13 protein-coding genes are annotated in these 17,457 nt (G+C 73.2%); all 13 read right to left on the bottom strand.

Translation table 11 applies throughout. The annotated features are described in order from the left end of the window. The 13 genes from ACYVAP_RS03810 to ACYVAP_RS03870 all read right to left on the bottom strand — a co-directional run bounded on the left by ACYVAP_RS03810 (position 1) and on the right by ACYVAP_RS03870 (position 17,260). Positions 1–957 (bottom strand): glycosyltransferase family 2 protein, encoded by a 957-nt coding sequence (locus ACYVAP_RS03810; RefSeq protein WP_498859605.1) that lies wholly within the window; start codon positions 955–957, stop codon positions 1–3. Continuing rightward, positions 954–2,906 (bottom strand): glycosyltransferase, encoded by a 1,953-nt coding sequence (locus ACYVAP_RS03815; protein ID WP_498859606.1) that lies wholly within the window; start codon positions 2,904–2,906, stop codon positions 954–956. The genes ACYVAP_RS03810 and ACYVAP_RS03815 overlap by 4 nt, the downstream gene beginning before the upstream one ends. Then, entirely contained in the window at positions 2,903–4,051 is a 1,149-nt protein-coding gene (locus ACYVAP_RS03820; RefSeq protein ID WP_498859607.1) for an ABC transporter permease, read from the bottom strand. Before ACYVAP_RS03820 ends, ACYVAP_RS03815 begins: the two co-directional genes overlap by 4 nt. Next, the gene (locus tag ACYVAP_RS03825) at positions 4,048–5,166 is read right to left on the bottom strand and encodes a glycosyltransferase family 4 protein (protein ID WP_498859608.1); all 1,119 of its coding nucleotides are present in this window, start codon (positions 5,164–5,166) and stop codon (positions 4,048–4,050) included. The genes ACYVAP_RS03820 and ACYVAP_RS03825 overlap by 4 nt, the downstream gene beginning before the upstream one ends. Beyond that, positions 5,157–7,403, bottom strand: a complete 2,247-nt coding sequence (locus tag ACYVAP_RS03830) for an N-acetylneuraminate synthase family protein (protein ID WP_498859609.1) — start codon at positions 7,401–7,403, stop codon at positions 5,157–5,159. The genes ACYVAP_RS03825 and ACYVAP_RS03830 overlap by 10 nt, the downstream gene beginning before the upstream one ends. Continuing rightward, on the bottom strand, positions 7,400–8,110 hold the full coding sequence (locus ACYVAP_RS03835; RefSeq protein WP_498859610.1) for an acylneuraminate cytidylyltransferase family protein: 711 nt from the start codon (positions 8,108–8,110) through the stop codon (positions 7,400–7,402). The genes ACYVAP_RS03830 and ACYVAP_RS03835 overlap by 4 nt, the downstream gene beginning before the upstream one ends. Then, on the bottom strand, positions 8,107–9,240 hold the full coding sequence (locus tag ACYVAP_RS03840) for a hypothetical protein (protein WP_498859611.1): 1,134 nt from the start codon (positions 9,238–9,240) through the stop codon (positions 8,107–8,109). The genes ACYVAP_RS03835 and ACYVAP_RS03840 overlap by 4 nt, the downstream gene beginning before the upstream one ends. Then, on the bottom strand, positions 9,228–10,274 hold the full coding sequence (locus ACYVAP_RS03845) for a CgeB family protein (protein ID WP_498859612.1): 1,047 nt from the start codon (positions 10,272–10,274) through the stop codon (positions 9,228–9,230). Before ACYVAP_RS03845 ends, ACYVAP_RS03840 begins: the two co-directional genes overlap by 13 nt. After that, on the bottom strand, positions 10,271–11,227 hold the full coding sequence (locus ACYVAP_RS03850; RefSeq protein WP_498859613.1) for a glycosyltransferase family 2 protein: 957 nt from the start codon (positions 11,225–11,227) through the stop codon (positions 10,271–10,273). The genes ACYVAP_RS03845 and ACYVAP_RS03850 overlap by 4 nt, the downstream gene beginning before the upstream one ends. Further along, positions 11,227–12,798: a tyrosine-protein kinase domain-containing protein gene (locus tag ACYVAP_RS03855; protein WP_498859614.1), complete on the bottom strand. Its 1,572-nt coding sequence runs from the start codon at positions 12,796–12,798 to the stop codon at positions 11,227–11,229. The genes ACYVAP_RS03850 and ACYVAP_RS03855 overlap by 1 nt, the downstream gene beginning before the upstream one ends. A gap of 173 nt (positions 12,799–12,971) precedes the next feature. After that, positions 12,972–14,714: a pyruvate dehydrogenase gene (locus ACYVAP_RS03860; protein WP_498859615.1), complete on the bottom strand. Its 1,743-nt coding sequence runs from the start codon at positions 14,712–14,714 to the stop codon at positions 12,972–12,974. Positions 14,715–14,775: 61 nt separating this feature from the next. Further along, entirely contained in the window at positions 14,776–16,095 is a 1,320-nt protein-coding gene (locus ACYVAP_RS03865) for a hemolysin family protein (protein WP_498859616.1), read from the bottom strand. 220 nt (positions 16,096–16,315) lie between these two features. Continuing rightward, complete coding sequence (locus tag ACYVAP_RS03870; protein WP_498859617.1) at positions 16,316–17,260, bottom strand: serine hydrolase domain-containing protein; 945 nt, start codon at positions 17,258–17,260, stop codon at positions 16,316–16,318. Positions 17,261–17,457 lie beyond the last annotated feature (197 nt).

Here is a 17,457-nt window from a genome sequence, read left to right on the forward strand (position 1 = left end):
TCAGAACATGTCCTTCGCCAGGTCCGGACGGCGGTAACCGGCCAGTGCGGCACCCTCGACCGTCAGAGCGACCAGCTTTCGTCCCAGAGGGGTAGGAAGGAACGGGAGCATCCGATCGACCACGGCACCGCACCGAGCGGGACCCATGGCTCTGCACACCGCGCTGGCCCCCCGTACGAGCAAGTTCCACGCCGACCATCCCGGGACCGCGGTCGGGAGCACGTCCTTCCCGTGGATGCGCTCGAAGATCTGCCTCGCCGCAGCGGCCTGTGCTGCGCGCCGAGCGCGGATGCTCGTGGTCACCGCGGCGACGCGGTGTGTCGTCTCGAGCTCGGGGACCAGGGCGACCTCGTGCCCTGCCGCCGCGATCCGGTAGCCGAGGTCGACGTCCTCCCAGCCGTAGAGCCGGTAGGCCGCGTCGTAGGGGCCGACGTCCTCCCACAGCCGGCGAGGGAGTGAGCAGTTCCCCGCCCAGTAGCGCCAGCGAAGCGAGTCGGGTGCGGCGTACGCGGCCGCACGGAAGTCGACGTCGGATCGTTCCCCGTAGGCACGGGCGTACGGCGTCGACGTGTAGACGTTGCGATACAGACCCACGACTCCGCGCGCGGCAACGGCGGCAGGATGCGCGGCGACGTGCTGCTTCACGAAGTCCGGGCCCGGGACGAGGTCGTCGTCGCAGCGGATCAGCACCTCGCCGCGGGCGGCATCGAAGCCCGTGTTCAGGGCAGTGACGCGGCCGCGGTTCTCCGGGAGGAGGATCGATCGCAGCGCGAGGCGCCGCTCGGCCTCGAGCACGGCGACGGAGCCGTCGTCCACGCCGTCCACCACGACGATCACCTCGAAGGGCGGGGTCCCCTCCTGCTGCGCCGCGAGAGAGTCCAGGAGCGCGGGCAGGCGCTCGGCCCCGCGGTAGCTGGGAACGACGATCGAGGCGACGGGATCGGGCCCGGCGGTCATGCGTAATCCTTCTGCGGGACGGGGAACGGGACGCCGCAGGCGCGCAGCAGCGCCCGCACCCGGTCCGTGCCCGCGGCCGGCGAGTAGCGCTGCTCCCAGCGGCTCCGTGCTGCGGAGGTGGCTGTGCGCCGCTCCTCCTCGGAGGCGTCGAGCGCGCGGGCGATCTGCCGAGCGAGGTCCTTGGCGTCGCCCGCACGGGCTACGTAGGGGTGGTCCGCGCCCACGACCTCGGGCAGGGCGCCGGCGTCGGAGACCACGAAGGGCGTGCCCGCCCCCATCGCCTCCGCGGCGACCATCCCGAAGCTCTCCGGCACCACCGAGGGGAAGGCGGCGACGTCCACCTGGTCCAGGAGCTCCTGAGGGGAGGTCCATCCGAGCAGCTCCACCCGGTGCCCGAGCCGGGCCACGGCCCGTGCGGCGCCGTCGCCGTCTCCGGCGAAGCGCGCCTCCCCCGCGACCACGAGACGCAGGTCCCGGCCCTGCTCGAGCAGGATCTCGACGGCGCGGGCGAGCACATGCGCGCCCTTCTCCTCGGTGAGCCGGCCCAAGAACCCGATCCGCACGGGGACGTGCGGGGGCGCGTCGGCCCGCACAGTGAGGTCGTCGGTCCAGTTGGGCAGCACCCGCGCTCCCGGATTCAGGCGCGCGAGCAGCTCCGAGGGGACCGCCACCTGCCGCGCGCCGGCGGCGGCGAGGCGGGCGGCGGCCCGCTGCCCGAGGCTCGAGGGCACGCGGTGCAGGTGCACGATCCGCGGGCCGATCCCCGCCGTCGCGGTCGCCGGGAGCAGCCCGTTGCACCACAGCGGCACGTCGCGGTGCGCGAGGCGCCAGCGCAGCAGCGCCGATGCGTAGCCCCGTCGGTCACGGCACTCGAGCTCGGTGACGGCGAGGCCCTCGGCGCGCGCCGTCGCGGCCAGGTCACCCGGCGTCGACGGGGTGAGGACGAGCGGCTCCACGCCGAGCGCACGGAGCGCCCGGGCGATCCGCAGCAGCATGATCTCTCCGCCCCCGAGGTCCCCGTTGTTCGTGGCGATCGCGAGAAGCAGCGAACCTGCCTTGTCCTCCCGGGGCTCAGCGGTCACGCCGAATCGTCGGGCCGGGTAGCGGACGGAGCCGACCACACGCCCTGCCGCCGCGACCGCACGCGATGCCCCCTGCCGGTCGACCCGCCGGGAGCGCAGCGCCGTCGACAGCAGACCCGTCCCCTCGGCTCCCAGGTCCCGCAGGTTCGAGGCGACGCTGTGGGGGCGCGAGTCGTAATCGGGGAAGCGCCGCGCCATGAACACCCTGCCCTGCCCGAGCAGGAACTTCTTCCGCACCGAGGCACTGTTGTCGCTCAAGGTGAAGTCCACCTCGGCGTCCGGTACGTAGACGAGACGGAGGCCGCTCTCCTGTGCCCGCCAGGAGAGCTCGACGTCCTCGAAGCCGTATCGCGGCAGCGACTCGTCGAAGCCGCCGATGCGCTCGAGATCTGCTCGTTCCATCGACACATTGCAGCCGCTGGCGTGCGGGAGGTAGGTGGTGGCGATGAGTCCGTCACCGAAGACCTCGGGCCGGAGCTCCCCGGTGGCGTTCCGGGCGAGGGTGTGCCCACCGGCGAGGACGCCCGGGGACACCGCGCGGGCGAAGGCGCCGACCCATCCCGGTCGCACAACGTCGTCCGCATCGCAGAAGGCGATGACCCGGCCCTCCGCCGCTCGCATGCCCACATTGCGCACGGCGGGGATGCTGCGGGCATGCGCCGCAGAGACGAGCCGGGCCCGCACGGCGGCATGGCCACCGGCGTCGATCCACTCCTGCACGACCCGGGCGGTGCCGTCCGTGGAGCCATTGTCCACCACGACGACCTCGAAGTCCGGGTGGTCCTGCTGGGCATCGAGCGCGACGAGCTGGCGACGGATCCGCTGTTCCTCGTTCCGCACGCAGATTACGACGGAGACGTCGATCATCGAGGCTCCATTCCGGCTCGTCCGCCCTGCAGCGAGTGCTCCGGGCGAGCCTCGTCCCGGTCGGCCTGCGCGGAGAGCAGCTGCTGGAGCGCGACGCCCATGGCGATCGCCCAGTACGTGGTCATGAAGACCTCGCCGAGGCGCCACGCGCAGATGAGGATCGCGACGCCCACGCCCTGGATGAAGAACTGCCGCGCCGTGGCGATCTTCGTGAACGGCCGCACGATGATCAGCACCGTGACGCCCACGACGACCACGAGCCAGGGCCATCCGCCCTCCACGAGGGCGGTCCAGTAGGAGTTGTGGAAGAACCAGGTGCGGTCCTGGAGGTCCACGAAGGCCTCGCCGAGGCCCTTCCCCCAGAAGCCGGCGTCCTGCAGCTTCAACTCGGAGGCTGCATCGATGCGAGCGCGCAGCTGGTCACTGCCCTCGCGGTCCGAGAACACACCGATCTGCGAATAGTCCTCGGAGAGGAGATCCACGATGACGACGGTGACCACGCCCAGCACCCAGCGCCCGATCACCGGGAGCCTCGGGGCGAGCAGCGCCCACACGATCGCGGCGCCGAACGCCGTGATCGAGGTGCGGGAGCCGGTGAGCCACAGGCAGGTGGCGAAGACGAGCCCCCAGGTCACCCGCCACGGGGCCGAGCGCACGTAGAGGATGACGAGCAGGCCGATCACCGCGTAGGCGAGGCCGGCGACGTTCTTGTCCCCCACGAGTCCCGTGAGGTAGTTCCCGTACGGGGAGGGCACGATGCCCGCGTAGAACAGGGGCACGTTGAGCAGCAGGGTGGTCGCGACGCCGTACACGAGGGAGCGCCCGTCGATGCGTCCGGTGCCCACGACGAGCACGAGCATCGAGATCGCCATGAACCGCAGCAGGCGGGTCTGCCAGTCCGCCGCGCCGGGGCTCGCGACCGCGAACATCGAGTGCACGCCCAGGTAGAACAGCGCCACGAGGCCGAGCGGCACGAGCAGCTCGTAGCGGCCCAGCCGGTGCTGCGGGTTGCGCAGCAGGCCGAGGCCCACGAGCGCGGCGACCACGAGGTTGTCCAGCGGGAAGCCGACCTGCGGCAGCGGGGCCAGGCCGATGCCCACGAGGAGGAACCCGAGCAGGTAGTCGAGCAGCTTCACGTCCCTCACCGCAGCACCTCCTCGTAGACCGTCGCGATGCCCGCGCACATCGCCTCGACGCCCTGGGCGGTGCCCGGGACGGGCCGCGCCGCGGGGTCGAGTCCCTGGCGCACGATCGCCGCGGCGACGTCGGCCGGGTCCTCCGCGTCCACGAGGCAGGCGGGCGGGACGATCTCGGCGTTGCCGCCGACGTCCGTCGCGACCGCGCCGAGACCGTGTGCGACGGCGTCCAGCAGCGTGTAGGAGAGGTTCTCCCAGACGGAGAGCTGGGCGACGACGTCGTGCACGGCGAGCGCCTGCTCGGCGTCGACGTGGCCGGGCAGGATCACGCGCCCGGTGAGCCCGAGCTTCTCGACGAGGGCGCGCAGGGCGTGCTCCTCCGGTCCGGCGCCGGCGATGGTGAGCGTCGCCTGCTCGTGCTCGGCGGCGACGAGGGCGAAGGCGCGCAGCAGGGCGTCGATCCGCTTCTCCGGGGAGAGCCGGGCGAGGGACAGCACCCGCAGCCCCGGGGCGGGCGCGGGCATCGCGACGGGGGCGTCGACCCCGTTGCGGATCACGCGGATCCTCTGCGCGCCCCACTGCTCGCGCAGCTGCTGGGCGGTCGAGGAGCTCACCGCGATGACGGCGTCGGTGGCGCGCAGGCGCGCGAGGTGCGCGAGCGCCCTGGTCGTCGCCGAGGCGCGGCCGGACTGGTAGTAGCCGGCCACCCCGGAGATCCCGTGCTCTGTGGTGACCAGCCGGATGCGCTGTCCCCGCGCGGAGCGCAGGCCGCGCACGGCGGCGACACCGGTGAGGTCCGCGAAGGCGAGATGGGTGTGCAGCACGTCGGGCCGGAGACGGCGCAGGGCATCTCGGATCGCGGTGACCGCGGCGCGAGGACCGTCGGCCGGGGAGACGGGACCGGTGAGCACCGCGTGCCCGCGCTCGTGGAGCACCTCGGCGAGCGGCCCCACGGGGCACAGCACGACCACGCGAATGCCGGGCACGCCGGCGCTCGTCGCGTCGAGGACATGGCGGGCCACGCCCCCGAGCTCCGCGACGGGGACGCACCACAGGACCGACACCGTGCCGGCGGTGCCGTGCCCGCCCGGCCCGCCGTGCCTGCCCGAGGACGTCAGAACCATTCCTGCAGCCGATCCAGAGCCGTGAAGAAGCCCTCGCCGGTGTTCACGTGGCCCATCCAGATCTCGGGGATGAACGGGGCGTCCGGGGCGAGGCGGTCCATGCGCTCGGCGAGGTCCTGGAAGTCGACCTCGCCCTCGCCCACCTGGACACCCTCGCCGTCCACGCCGACGGAGTCGACGATGTGCAGGTGCTCGGTGTACGGGCCCATCGCCTCGATGTACTCGCTGAAGGGGCGCTGGAAGAAGTTCGCGGCGAGCTTCGAGTGGGAGACGTCGAAGGTGAGGCGGCGACCGTGCTCCTCGCAGAAGGCGACCGTGTCCTCCGGCTCCATGAACAGGTTGTGGAACTGCTGGCCGCCCATGAGCCACGGGAACGGCGGGAGGGTCTGCGCGGTGAGCCGCACGCCCTCCTCGTCGACCCGCTCGAGGCCGCGGGCCACGCGCTCGTATAGGGGCGCGCGCTCCTCGGGCCGCAGGTGGCGGTCCGGGAGGAAGCCTCCCATGGTGACGATGACGATCGGCTCGCGCTCACTCGTGAAGCGCTCACGCAGGTCACGGGCGAGGTCGACGACCCGCTGGACCTCGCGCACGGAGCGCTCCCAGATCGCGTCGTCCGGGGAGGCGAGGTCGATGAGGAAGTCCCCGGGGTACAGGTCCGGGGCGTGGACGGTGAAGAAGCCGTCCACCTTCCCGCCGGCGAAGAACGGCGCCGGGTCGAGGTCCATGTCCTTCGCGGACTGGTGGAACTCGAGGAATTCCGGGGTGGAGACCTCCAGCAGCGAGCGGAAGTCGTGGAAGCGCACGGGCAGGCCCCACGGGCGGCGGAAGTCGTAGGCGCCGCGGGTGCGGGGGCGGCCGGCGAGGTCGCCGGGGTAGAAGAAGTCGCCGGCGGGCACGTCACGCTGCAGGGTCACGCCGAGCAGGGCGTCGCGGCGGTCGGGCTGGAGGCCGCGGCCGGGGCTCTTCACGTCGACGTCGGCCGCGGTGACCACGTCCCCGGGGCGCAGGTCCCGGGTCGCGACGAGGGACTTCGCGAGGTTCACGCGGTTCATGAGCTCACCGGTGGAGAGCTCGCGCGGGCGGTCGCTGCCCAGGGCCTCCTCGACCTCGCGGATCCGGCGCACCATCTCGGCGAGCTCGTCCGGCAGCAGGGACACCTTGTGGTCGTTGCCCTCGAGGGTGCGGTCCACGGTCACGTGCTTCTCGATGACGCTCGCCCCGCGGGCGACGGCCGCGAGCGGCACGTGCCAGCCGCGCTCGTGCCCCGAGTAGCCGACGAGGCAGTCGCCGAGCTCCGCGAGCCGGTCCATGTAGCGCAGGTTCACGTCCTTGAAGGGCGCGGGGTACGTGGACTGGGTCTGCAGCAGCGCGAACGGCGCTCCGCGCCCGCGCAGCACGCCCACCGCGCCCGTGATCTCCTGCTCGGTGCTCATCCCGGTGGAGACGATCATCGGCGCGCCGAGATCCGCGACGTGCGCGAGCAGGTCGCGGTTCGTGAGATCCGCGGAGGCGATCTTGTAGGCGGGGATGCCGTAGCGGGCCAGGGCATCCGCGGAGGGCACGTCCCACGGGGTGCACAGCACGTCGACGTCCCGCTCGGCGCAGTGGTCGAAGACCCGATACATGTCCTCCACGGAGAGGGAGTACTTCGCGAGCAGGTTCATCGTGTACTGGGGGCCCAGGTCCTCCCCCGCGCTCGAGGAGCTGCCGGAGCGGTACAGCGCGGCCATGTCCCGCAGCTGGAGCTTCACCGCGTCCACGCCCGCCTCGACGCAGCGGTCCACGAGCGTGCGGGCGAGGTCCACGTCGCCCTGATGGTTGTTGCCGATCTCGCCGATGACCAGCGCGGGCCGTCCCTCGCCGAGGGTGTGCCGACCGATCAGCAGCGTGCGGTCCCCGGGCATCGCGACGGCCACGAGCCGGCCGCGCTCGTCGAGGACGGGGATGCGATCGATGCCGCGGCCGAACAGCGCGATGATCTCCTCGACCCCGGTGCCCTCGCGCACGGAGACGGCGGCGGTGTTCGCCGCCTCGATCGCGGGCGTGGCGAGGTCCGGGCTCGTGTGCCCCACGAGCCAGCGGCGCACGTCGCCGTCGCTGAGGGCGCCGCGCAGCGTGCCGTGGGCGTCCACGAGGAACACCACGCGCGCGCGGTTGTCGTTGATGCGGCCGAGCGCCTCGAGCACCGTGGCCTCGGCATCCACGACGTAGGGGGCGGTCACGCGGTCCAGGATCATTCGGTCCTCCATCCGAGGCGGGCGAGCATGCTCTCCGCGGCGGCGACGTCGGCGAGCGTGTCGATGTCCACGCCCTCCACCTCGTCGAGCACGAAGAGATCGACCCGGCCGCCGATGCGGTTGCCGTGGTCGCGGTAGATCGACGGCGCCGTGACGTACAGGCTGCCGTTCTCGAAGTAGTGCAGCTGCTCGGGGCGCAGCTCCTGCCGGCGGGGCCGGGCGGTGACGTCGTACGCCGCCTCCGCGCTCTCCCCCGGGGCCGACGGCAGCCGCCAGAAGAACGGCGACTCGCCGACGACGCCGACGAGGGAGTCCGCCCCCGAGGCGCGGAACTGCGCGAGGGCGCGCGGGATCGTGTGCGGCCGGCGCACGGGCGAGGTCGCCTGGAGCAGCACGACCGCGTCGAGCACCGTCCCCTCCGCCTCGACGACGTCCATCGCGTGCAGCACGGTGGGCTCCGTCGGCGCGGTGTCCGTGGCGAGATCGGCGGGCCGTTCGATGACGCGGGCGCCGTGGGCGGCGGCGACCTCGGCGATCTCGGCGTCCTCCGTGGAGACCGCGACGATCACCTCCGCACCGCCCTCCTGCGCCTCGAGGGCCTGCGCGATGGTCCAGGCGATGAGCGGCTTCCCGCCCACGGGCAGCAGGTTCTTGCGCGGGATGCCCTTGGACCCGCCGCGCGCGGGGATCACGACGAGGGCGGTCACAGGGCGTCCTCGAGCACCCGGGCGATGCGGGAGGCGGGCTCCTCGGCGTCGCGCACGGGCGAGGGCGTCGGCTCCCCGCCGAAGCGTCGCATGTCGTAGCGCTCCCACAGCTCGTGCACCCAGGCGGGCGCCCCGGGGGCGTAGACCCAGGCGCGGCTGCCGCGCGCGGCAGCCTCGAGCACGCCGGTGGAGAACACGGAGACCACCGGGTGGGCGAGCTCCCGCAGGGGCACGTCGGTGCTCGCGAACTCCATACCGCGCCGCTGCCAGAGCCGGTGCTGGGCGCGGGAGATCATGTCGACCTCCGCGGGGTGGGGCCGGTACAGGCCGTCGTGCTCGCGGCAGAAGCGCACGGCGGCGCCGCCGGTCACCCGGCGGGACAGCTCGGCGCCGTGCAGCTGGCCGAGGAACACGGGACGCTGCGCGTCCATGACGGCGTCGACGTCCTGCGACTGCGCCTCCGCCTCGTGGGCGGACTGCCACAGCAGCTGGGAGCCGACGGTCCGCGTGGTGACGTCGCCGCGCCCGCTGCGCCAGAACGCGGCGTCCGCATCGGACCAGGCGAGCAAGGTCGCACCCTCCGGCAGCGGCGGGGCGAAGGGGGTGAGCGCCCCGTGCTGGACGACGAACTCGCGCAGGTCGTGGCGGCGCGCGAGCTCGTGCGCGGCGGCGCCGGCCCGCAGGTGCTGGCCGATCGAGACGATCGCCCCGGTCCCCGGTCCGACGGCCTCCTCGGGGCTGCGCAGGGCGCGGGTCCCCCACTCGGGGCCCTCGGTCTCCGGCAGGTGCACCCCGGCGGGGGTGAGCACGTCGATCCCGGCGCGGTGGTAGAGCAGGCCGCTCAGCAGGGAGGCGCGGGAGGTGGGGGTCGCGGAGTCCGCGGCGACGAGGATCCGGCGGCCCGTGCTCGCGCCGCCGTCGGCCGCGCCGTCCTCCTCGGCGGCGTCCGCGGCGCGGGAGCGCAGCAGCCACGGCAGCTCCTCGGCGACAGGGGTCTGCTCGGCACCGGGACGGCGGCGCAGGCCGCGGGCCCGCTCGGTGACGGCGTGCTTCACCCGCTGCGGGCGGCGGCGCGATCGCGACCACGCCTCCCACATCTCGATGCTCTCGGGGTGGTTCAGTCCTGCCACAGGGAGTCGACCTCCTGGATCCGGTGATCGAAGGTGTGCTCGGCGAGGGTCCGACGGCGTCCCGCCGCCCGCATCGCCTCGCCCCATGCCCGGTCCGTGACGGCGCGCCGTCCCAGCTCGGCCAGCTCGTCCTGATCGTGCCACACCGCGACCTCGGTGCCCACGTCGTAGAACTGGTCGACGTCGTCGCGGTCCACGAGCTGCACCCCGCCCATGCCGGGGATCTCGAAGGTGCGCATGGCGTGCCCGTTCTGCAGGCCGTGCACGGCGATCGCGGCGGCTCCCTCGGCGTGGATCTGGTACGCCCGCTCGAGCGGCACCTCCCGGGAGGCGCGGATCGGCGGCCGCGACCACGAGAAGGTGCGCGCCCGGTCCACGACGTGGCGGGAGAAGTCCCGGCCCCAGACGTGCACGGGCAGGCCCTGCTCCGCGAGATGGGTGAGGACCTCGATGCGGTTCGCGTAGCCCGAGCCGATGAACACGAGCTCACCGGTGCGGCGGCCCGTCGGCCGTGCGCGGTGCGGGTCGAAGGCGTTGGGCACGAAGTGGGCGTCCACCCCCATGCCGCGCAGCAGCTCCGTCTCGGAGCGGGCGTAGTCGACGACCGGGCCCACCTCGCGCAGGAAGTCCTCGGTGTGGTCGTGGCGGTGGAGGTCGTCGTAGAGCCAGAGGATCCGCGGGGTCCCCTCGAGCGCGTCCCAGAAGCGCGCGCCGAGCCCGTCGCCCTTGATGACGACGACACGGTCAGGCCGCTGCTCGCGCAGCGCGGCGATCGCGGCGTCCGTCATCCGGGCGCCCTCGGCGGCGCGCCGCTCCCCGGGCAGGTGCAGGCGCTCGGGGAGCTCGACGGTCGCCTTGAGGCGGAGCTTCTGGCCGACGGTGTCGTAGGCGTCGTAGCGGTGGACGGCGACGGTGTGCCCGCGCCGCTCGAAGGCCTCGGCGATGCTGCGCCAGTAGCCGTGGAAGGCGGGGGTCACCAGCAGCAGGCGGCCGGGACGGTCGCTGCGGGCGCCGTGGGGCGGGGTGGCGCTCATCGGGGCAGGTCCTTCCCGGCGCGGTGCACGAGCGTGAGCTCCTCGCGGGCCGTGTCGAGGGGGTGCACGTCGCGCCCCGCGAGGCGGCGGCCGGAGTTCCAGGCGAGGTTCGCCATGCTCGCGGCGGTGAGCCCCGCGCGCAGCAGGTGCACGTGGCCGTGACGGCGGGCGTAGCGCAGGCGGGCGCCCACGAGCCAGCGGCGTCGACGCGCCTCCCCGCCGGAGGAGCCGCCGCCGGCGTGCACGACGGTGAGGTCCGCGTCGAGCAGGGAGGGGATCCCTGCGCGGCGCAGGCGCAGCTGGAGGTCCACCTCCTCGGTGTACATGAAGTAGCCCTCGTCGAAGCCGCCCGCGGCGAGCACCTCGTCCAGGGGCAGCAGCAGCACGGCGCCGGAGACCCAGTCCACGGGGACCATGCCGTGACCGCACTCCGCCTCGAGGTCGTGGCCCACGGCGCGGTGCAGCACGTCGCGGTGGCGCTGCGAGGCGAGCGGCACGAGCCATTCGACGACCTGGTGGCCGGTGGTCGGGAAGCGACGGGCGGCGTACCCGGAGCGGCCCTCGGCGTCCTCCGCCCGGCAACCGACGACGGCGGGCATCCACGGGGCGGCGTGCTCGGTGATCGCGGCGGCGAAGCCCGCGGGGATCGTGAGGTCCGAGTTCAGCACGAGCACCGTCTCGATCGCGGCGCCGCACTCCCCGTCGCGCAGGGCACGCAGGCCCGTGTTCACCGCGGCGCCGAACCCGCCGTTGCGCTCCCGCCGCACGAGCTCCACCCCGGCGGGCAGCGCGCTCGCGGGGACGGGGCGCGGTGAGGCGTCGTCGACGAGCAGCACCCGCGCGGGCCGCTCCGCCTCGGGCACACCGGGGCCCGCGAGGGCGTCCAGCAGCGGGAGGACGGGCTCGAGGTCCCCGTGCACGGGGACGATCGCGCCGAGGCGGGTGAGCGGCATCAGGAGTCGCGGGGATCCGCCGCGCGGCGGCCCCGGGCGGTGCCGGCGGGCTCGGCGCCCGCGGAGCTCCCCGCCCCGGTCGCACCCGCGCCGGTGGCCGGCTCCGCAGCGACCACGGGGGCCTCCTCCTGCGCGTCCTCGTCCGGCACCGTCTCGACGCCGTACCCGGTGAGCCCGTAGCCCTTGCGGCCGTAGCCGTAGGCGTACCCGTAGGCGGTGTCGCCGTAGGCGATGCGGGTGAAGCGGCTCGCCGAGGCGCGGTTCAGCACCACGCCGTGGACCTTCGCGCCCACCGTGCCGATCGCCTCGACGGCGCGCTCGAGCGCCTGCCGGCGGGTCGTGCCGGCGACGGCCACGAGCATCGCGCCGTCGGCGTGGCGGGAGAGCAGCTGGGCGTCGGTGACCGCGAGCACCGGCGGGGCGTCGAGGATGACGAAGTGGTCGCGGGAGAGCTCGTCGAGCAGGTCCTTCATGCGGCGCGAGCCCAGCAGCTCCGAGGGGTTCGGGGGCACCTGGCCGGCGGGGAGGACCGTGAGGTTGCGGGTGGGGGTGGTCGCGACGGCGTCCTCGATGCTCACGCTCCCGGCGAGCAGCTGGGACAGGCCCACGGCCCCGTCGATCCCGAACTCCGAGGCGATCATCGGGCGGCGGAGGTCCGCGTCGACGAGGATCGTGGGCTGGCCCGCGCGGGCCATGACCCGGGCGAGGTTCGCGGCGACCGTCGACTTGCCCTCGCCGGGCGCGCTCGAGGTGACGACGATCGAGCGGGGCGGGTTGTCCACGTCGATGTAGCGCAGGTTCGTGCGCAGCTTGCGGATCGCCTCGCGCGTCGCGAAGGCCTTCGGCTCACCGAGCGTGCCGTCCTTCGCGCGCTGCATCTCCTTGCTGTCCGGGAGCATGCCCAGCAGCGGGAGGTCGAGCGCGTCGGTGAGATCGGAGGCGGTGCGGATCCGCGAGTCGTTGCGGTCGCGCAGCCACGCGAGCCCGAGCGCGATCAGCAGGCCGCCGGCTGCGCCCACGGCGAGGAACTTCTTGCGGTCCGGGGAGACCGGTGCACCGGGCACGAGGGCGTTCTGGTACGGGGTGAGCTGCACCGAGACCTGTGCGTCCTCCGATCCGCCGGACTCCAGCTTCCGGGCCTCCGCCGCGGTCGCCTCGACGGCGGCGTCGGCGATGTCGGAGGCCTGCTGCGGGTCGTCCGCGAAGGCCGTCACGGTGATGATCGGCGCGTTGGGGTCCAGGGTCGCCTGGAGGGATCCGGCGACGGCGTCGGGGCTCTGGTCCAGGCCCACCTGGTCCACGATCCGCTCGCCCACCGCGCGGGTGCCGAACAGCGGCAGGTAGGACTGCGCCTTGGAGTACTGGAAGTCCATGCTGCCGCTGGCCTGGCTGATGGGGTTGCCGTCGGCGTCGGTCTGCGCGTTCGCGGAGACGTAGCCGAGCGCCGTCGCCGAGTACACGGTGGGGCGGGTGAAGGAGAGCCCGAAGCCCGCCGCGGCCCCGAGGACCGTGACGACGACGAGCAGGAGCAGGTTCCGCAGCAGGAGGCGGAGGAAGTCTTCGATCGTCACGCGGAGAACCTTCTCGCAGGCAGGGTCAGGACCCCGCCATGCTAGTCCGTTCCGCGCGCGGTTGACCCCTTACGTCCGGTTCCGGGCGCGGGGTGCAAAGTTTTCGATCGATCAGTTCGTCCGGGCCGCCGACGCGGCGGCCCCTCCGCACGTCCGGGGAGGGGCCGCGCGCCTCAGCGCGGCATGTTGCGCAGGTTCGCGGAGGCCATGTCGAGCATCTTGCCCACGCCGCCCGCGAGCACGATCTTCGTGGACGCCGTCGCGAAGCCGCGGATCTGCTGCGGGCTGATCTTCGGCGGCATCGACAGCGCCGCCGGGTCCGTGACCACGTCGATGAGCACGGGGCCGGGGGTCGCGAGCGCCTTCTGCATCTCCTTGCGCAGCTTCTTCGGGTCGGTGATCCGCACGGAGGTGATGCCGGCACCCGCCGCGATCGCCGCGAAGTCGACGCCCTCGTGGTCGGTGCCGTAGTCCGGCAGGCCCTCGACGAGCATCTCGAGCTTGACCATGCCGAGGCTCGAGTTGTTGAAGACGACGATCTTCGTGTCCAGCTGGTGCAGCTTCACGGTGAGCAGCTCCCCCATGAGCATGCCGAGGCCACCGTCTCCGCTCATGGAGATGACCTGCCGGCCGGGGAACGCCTTCGAGGCGCCGATCGCCTGCGGGAGCGCGTTCGCCATCGTGCCGTGGTGCCAGGAGCCGAACAGGCGGCGCTTCCCGTTGGGGGTGATGTAGCGGGCGCCCCACACGTTGCACATGCCGGTGTCCACGGTGAACACGGCGTCCTCGTCGGCGAGGTCGTCGAGGGTCGCGGCGACGAACTCGGGGTGGATCGGCTTCATCCGCTCGACGTTCTTCGTGTACGCGGCGACGACGCCCTGCAGCGCCTTGTGGTGCGCCTTGAGCATCTTCTGCAGGAACTTCGCGTCCTTCCTCCCCTGCAGCAGCGGCAGGACGGCCTGCAGGGTGAGCGCCACGTCGCCGTGCAGCGCGAGGTCGAGCGGCACGCGACGGCCCAGGCGGGAGGCGTCCGCGTCGATCTGGACGATCCTCGCCTTCTCGTTCTGCGGGAGGAACTCGCTGTAGGGGAAGTCGGTGCCGAGCAGGATCACGAGATCCGCCTCGTGCATCGCGTCGTAGCAGGCGCCGTAGCCCAGCAGCCCGCTCATGCCGACGTCGTACGGGTTCTCGTACTGGATCCACTGCTTGCCGCCGAACGCGTGCCCCACCGGCGCCTTCGTCGCCTCGGCGAGCGCGAGCACCTCCTCGCGGGCGCCCTCCACACCGGCCCCGGCGAAGAGCATCACGGAGCGGGCCTCGTCGATCATCTCGGCGAGCCGGCCGACGGTCCCCGCGGCCGGCTGTACGGCGCCGAGCTCGACGGCGAGGACCTTAGTGAGCGGGCCGTCGACCTCCTGGTCGGCGACGTCGCCGGGGATCACGAGCACGGAGACGCCGCGCTTCGCGATCGCCGTCTGGACCGCGATGTGCAGCAGCGTCGCGCCGTGCGGGCCGGAGTTCACCATCTCGCAGAAGTGCGAGCACTCCTGGAACAGGATCTCCGGGTGGGTCTCCTGAAAGAAGCCGGTGCCGATCTTCTCGGAGGGGATGTGGGAGGCGAGGGCGAGCACGGGCGCGCCGTCGCGGTGCGCGTCGAACAGCCCCTGGACGAGGTGCGTGTTGCCGGGGCCGCACGAGCCGGCGCACACGGCGAGCTTCCCGGTCAGGCGGGCCTCGGCGCCGGCGGCGAAGGCGGCGGCCTCCTCGTTGCGCACGTGCACCCACTCGATGCCCTCGGTGGTGCGGATCGCGTCCACGACGGGGTTCAGCGAGTCGCCGACCACCCCGTAGATGCGCTCGACGCCGAGGTCGCGCAGCTGGGTGACGAGGAGGCGGGCAAGACTGGTGCGGGCCATGGGGTTCTCCTGTGGTTGACGGCGGAGCGGCCCGCGTCCTGCAGGCCGCGATGGTAAGAGCCTAGTCCTCGCCGTGCGGCTCCTCCGAGGTCGGGGTCGCATCCCTCACGAACCTGACCGTCTGCACCCGCCGCTCGTCGACCTTCGTCACCTCGAGCCGGCCGCCCTCGATCGGCACGACGTCGCCCTCCACGGCGATCCGGCCGAGCGAGGCCATGACGAAGCCGCCCACCGTCTCGTAGCCGCCCGTGTCCGGCAGCTCGATCCCGGTCAGCGCCTCGAACTCCTGGAGGATGAGGCCCCCGTCGATCTCACCCTCGGTGAGACCCGGGTGCTCGGGGTCGCTGCCGCGGGGGTCGGTGTCGAACTCATCGTAGATCTCCCCCACGAGCTCCTCGAGCAGGTCCTCGAGCGTGACGATCCCGTCGGTGCCGCCGTACTCGTCCACGACCACCGCGATCTGGTCCGCGTGCGCTCGCATCCGGTTCAGGGCGCGCAGCACCTGCACGGTGCCGGGAACGTGCTCGATGGGGCGGGCGATGGAGCGCAGGCGCGTGCCCTCCGGGTCCTCGACGTGCAGCAGGTCCCGCACGTGCACGAAGCCGAGCACATCGTCCACGTCCTCTCCCGTCACCGGGTAGCGGGAGTGGCCCGACTCCCGCACGAGCTCCCGCGCCTGGGCGACCGTCTGCTCCCCCTCGAGGAAGTCCACCTGGTGGCGGGGCCGCATCACCTCGACGACCGTGCGCTCGGAGGCGTCGAAGACGTCCGCCAGCACGCGGGACTCGGCCTCCTCGAGGGCGTCGGAGTCGCGCACCATCGCCTTGATCTCCTCCGCGGAGACCGCCTCGCGGTTCGCCTGCGGGTCACCGCCCAGCAACCGCACCACGAGGTTCGTCGAGACGGACAGCAGCCAGATCACCGGCCGCATGAGCCGGCCGAACACCCCGAGCGGCGGGCCCACGATCTTCGTCAAACCCAGCGCGTTCTGCATCGCGAGGCGCTTCGGGGCGAGCTCGCCGAGCACGAGGGAGAGGAACGCGATGAGCAGCGTCATGACGATCAGCGCCGTCGTGCTCGCCGCCGAGTCGCTCATCCCGAGGCCCGTGAGCACCGGGGTGAGCACCGGCGCGATCGTCGAGGCGCCGTAGGCGGAGCTCAGGAAGCCCGCGACCGTCACGCCGATCTGCACCGCGGAGAGGAAGAGGTTCGGGTCCCGCACGAGCCGCGCGGTGGCCTCCCCGCGCGGGCCCGTCTCCTCGAGCTGGCTGATCTGGGACTCGCGGAGATTGACGATCGCCATCTCCGTGCCCGCGAACACGCCGCCGATCAGCACGAACAGCAGGACGAGGACGATGTTCACGATGACGGAGGGATCCATGCGCCCACGCTACCGGCCGCGCCTGCGCCGAGCCCGGGGACATGCGGGTGGCGCTCGTCGCGTGCATCCCCCGGGGGGCATGGGCCTCCGGGACCTCTTCGTACCGATGTCCCCGAATACGGCCACATCCGTACAAGGACGTCCCGTACCCGCCGGCCGGCCAGGGGCGGCGGCAGGCGGGGCGAGCCGGGCGGCGGCAGGCGGGCGCCGGGGCCGACGGTCAGAGCAGCGGGAGGAGCTCCTCGCGCACCGCGGCGAGCACCCAGTTCGCGCCGCCGTTCTCGATGTGGGAGGTGATGGCGACGAGGGCCTCCTGCTCGGGGAGGACCAGCAGGAACTGGCCGTAGGCGCCGTCGGCCCGCCACGCGCCGTCGGGCTGGCTGGCCCAGACGCCCAGGCCGTAGCGGGCGTTGTCCGGGTCCGGCCAGGCGGTGGGGACCCACGTGTCCTCGGCGTGCATGAGGTCCACCCACTCGGCGGGGACCAGCTCGGCGCCGTCGACGGTGCCGCGGCCCAGCAGCACCTCGCCGATCCGGGCCATCTGCCCGCTCTTGAGGTGCAGGCCGGAGGCGCCGACGGTGTGCCCGTCGATCGTCCGGTCCCACTGCGGGTTCACGATGTCGAGGGGCTGGAAGAGGCGCGGCATGAGCCAGTCGCGCAGGGTCTCCCCGGTGCGCTGCTCGATGATCCGGGCGAGCAGGAAGGGCCCGCCGTTGGAGTACTCGAAGGCGCTGCCGGCCTCCCGCACGAGCGGCGTCTCGAGGTAGAGCGAGGTGAGGTCGCGGTGGTCGCGCTCCTCCTGCGCGAAGACGGTCACGGGCGAGCCGGAGGTCATGGTGAGCAGGTGGCGGATCGTCACGTCCCCCACGCCCTCGCCGTAGCGGCCCTCCGGGGAGGGGAGGTGGTCCACGGCGCGGTCCTCGAGGTCGAGCAGCCCTTCGGCGCGGGCGATGCCGACGCCGAGCGCGGTGACGGTCTTGGAGACGGAGTAGACGTTCTCAGCGGTGTCGTCGACGAAGCGGTGGACGACGTCCTCCCGGCCGGGACGGATCACGTGCACGGCCCGCACCGCGAGGGAGCGCTCGGCGAGCCGCTGGCGCAGCGGGAGCAGGAGCAGGGGATCGGGGATCGCGGCATCAGGCGTTCGGGTGGCGTCGGCGCTCATGCCCGGAAGGCTACGCGCGCCGTTCGGCCCCGGTCACGGACGGTCCAGGCGAGGGGCGGGCGGAGGGCCGGGCCTGCTCGGGACCGGTGCCGGATCGAGACCTGACCTCCCACGCGCGGGGGATGACCGGCGGGCCGGCGTCGGCCAGACTGACCTCGCGGCACCCACCGGCCGGCGACGACCTGCGGCGCCGCACA

It is taken from the genome of Brachybacterium horti (assembly GCF_054777615.1).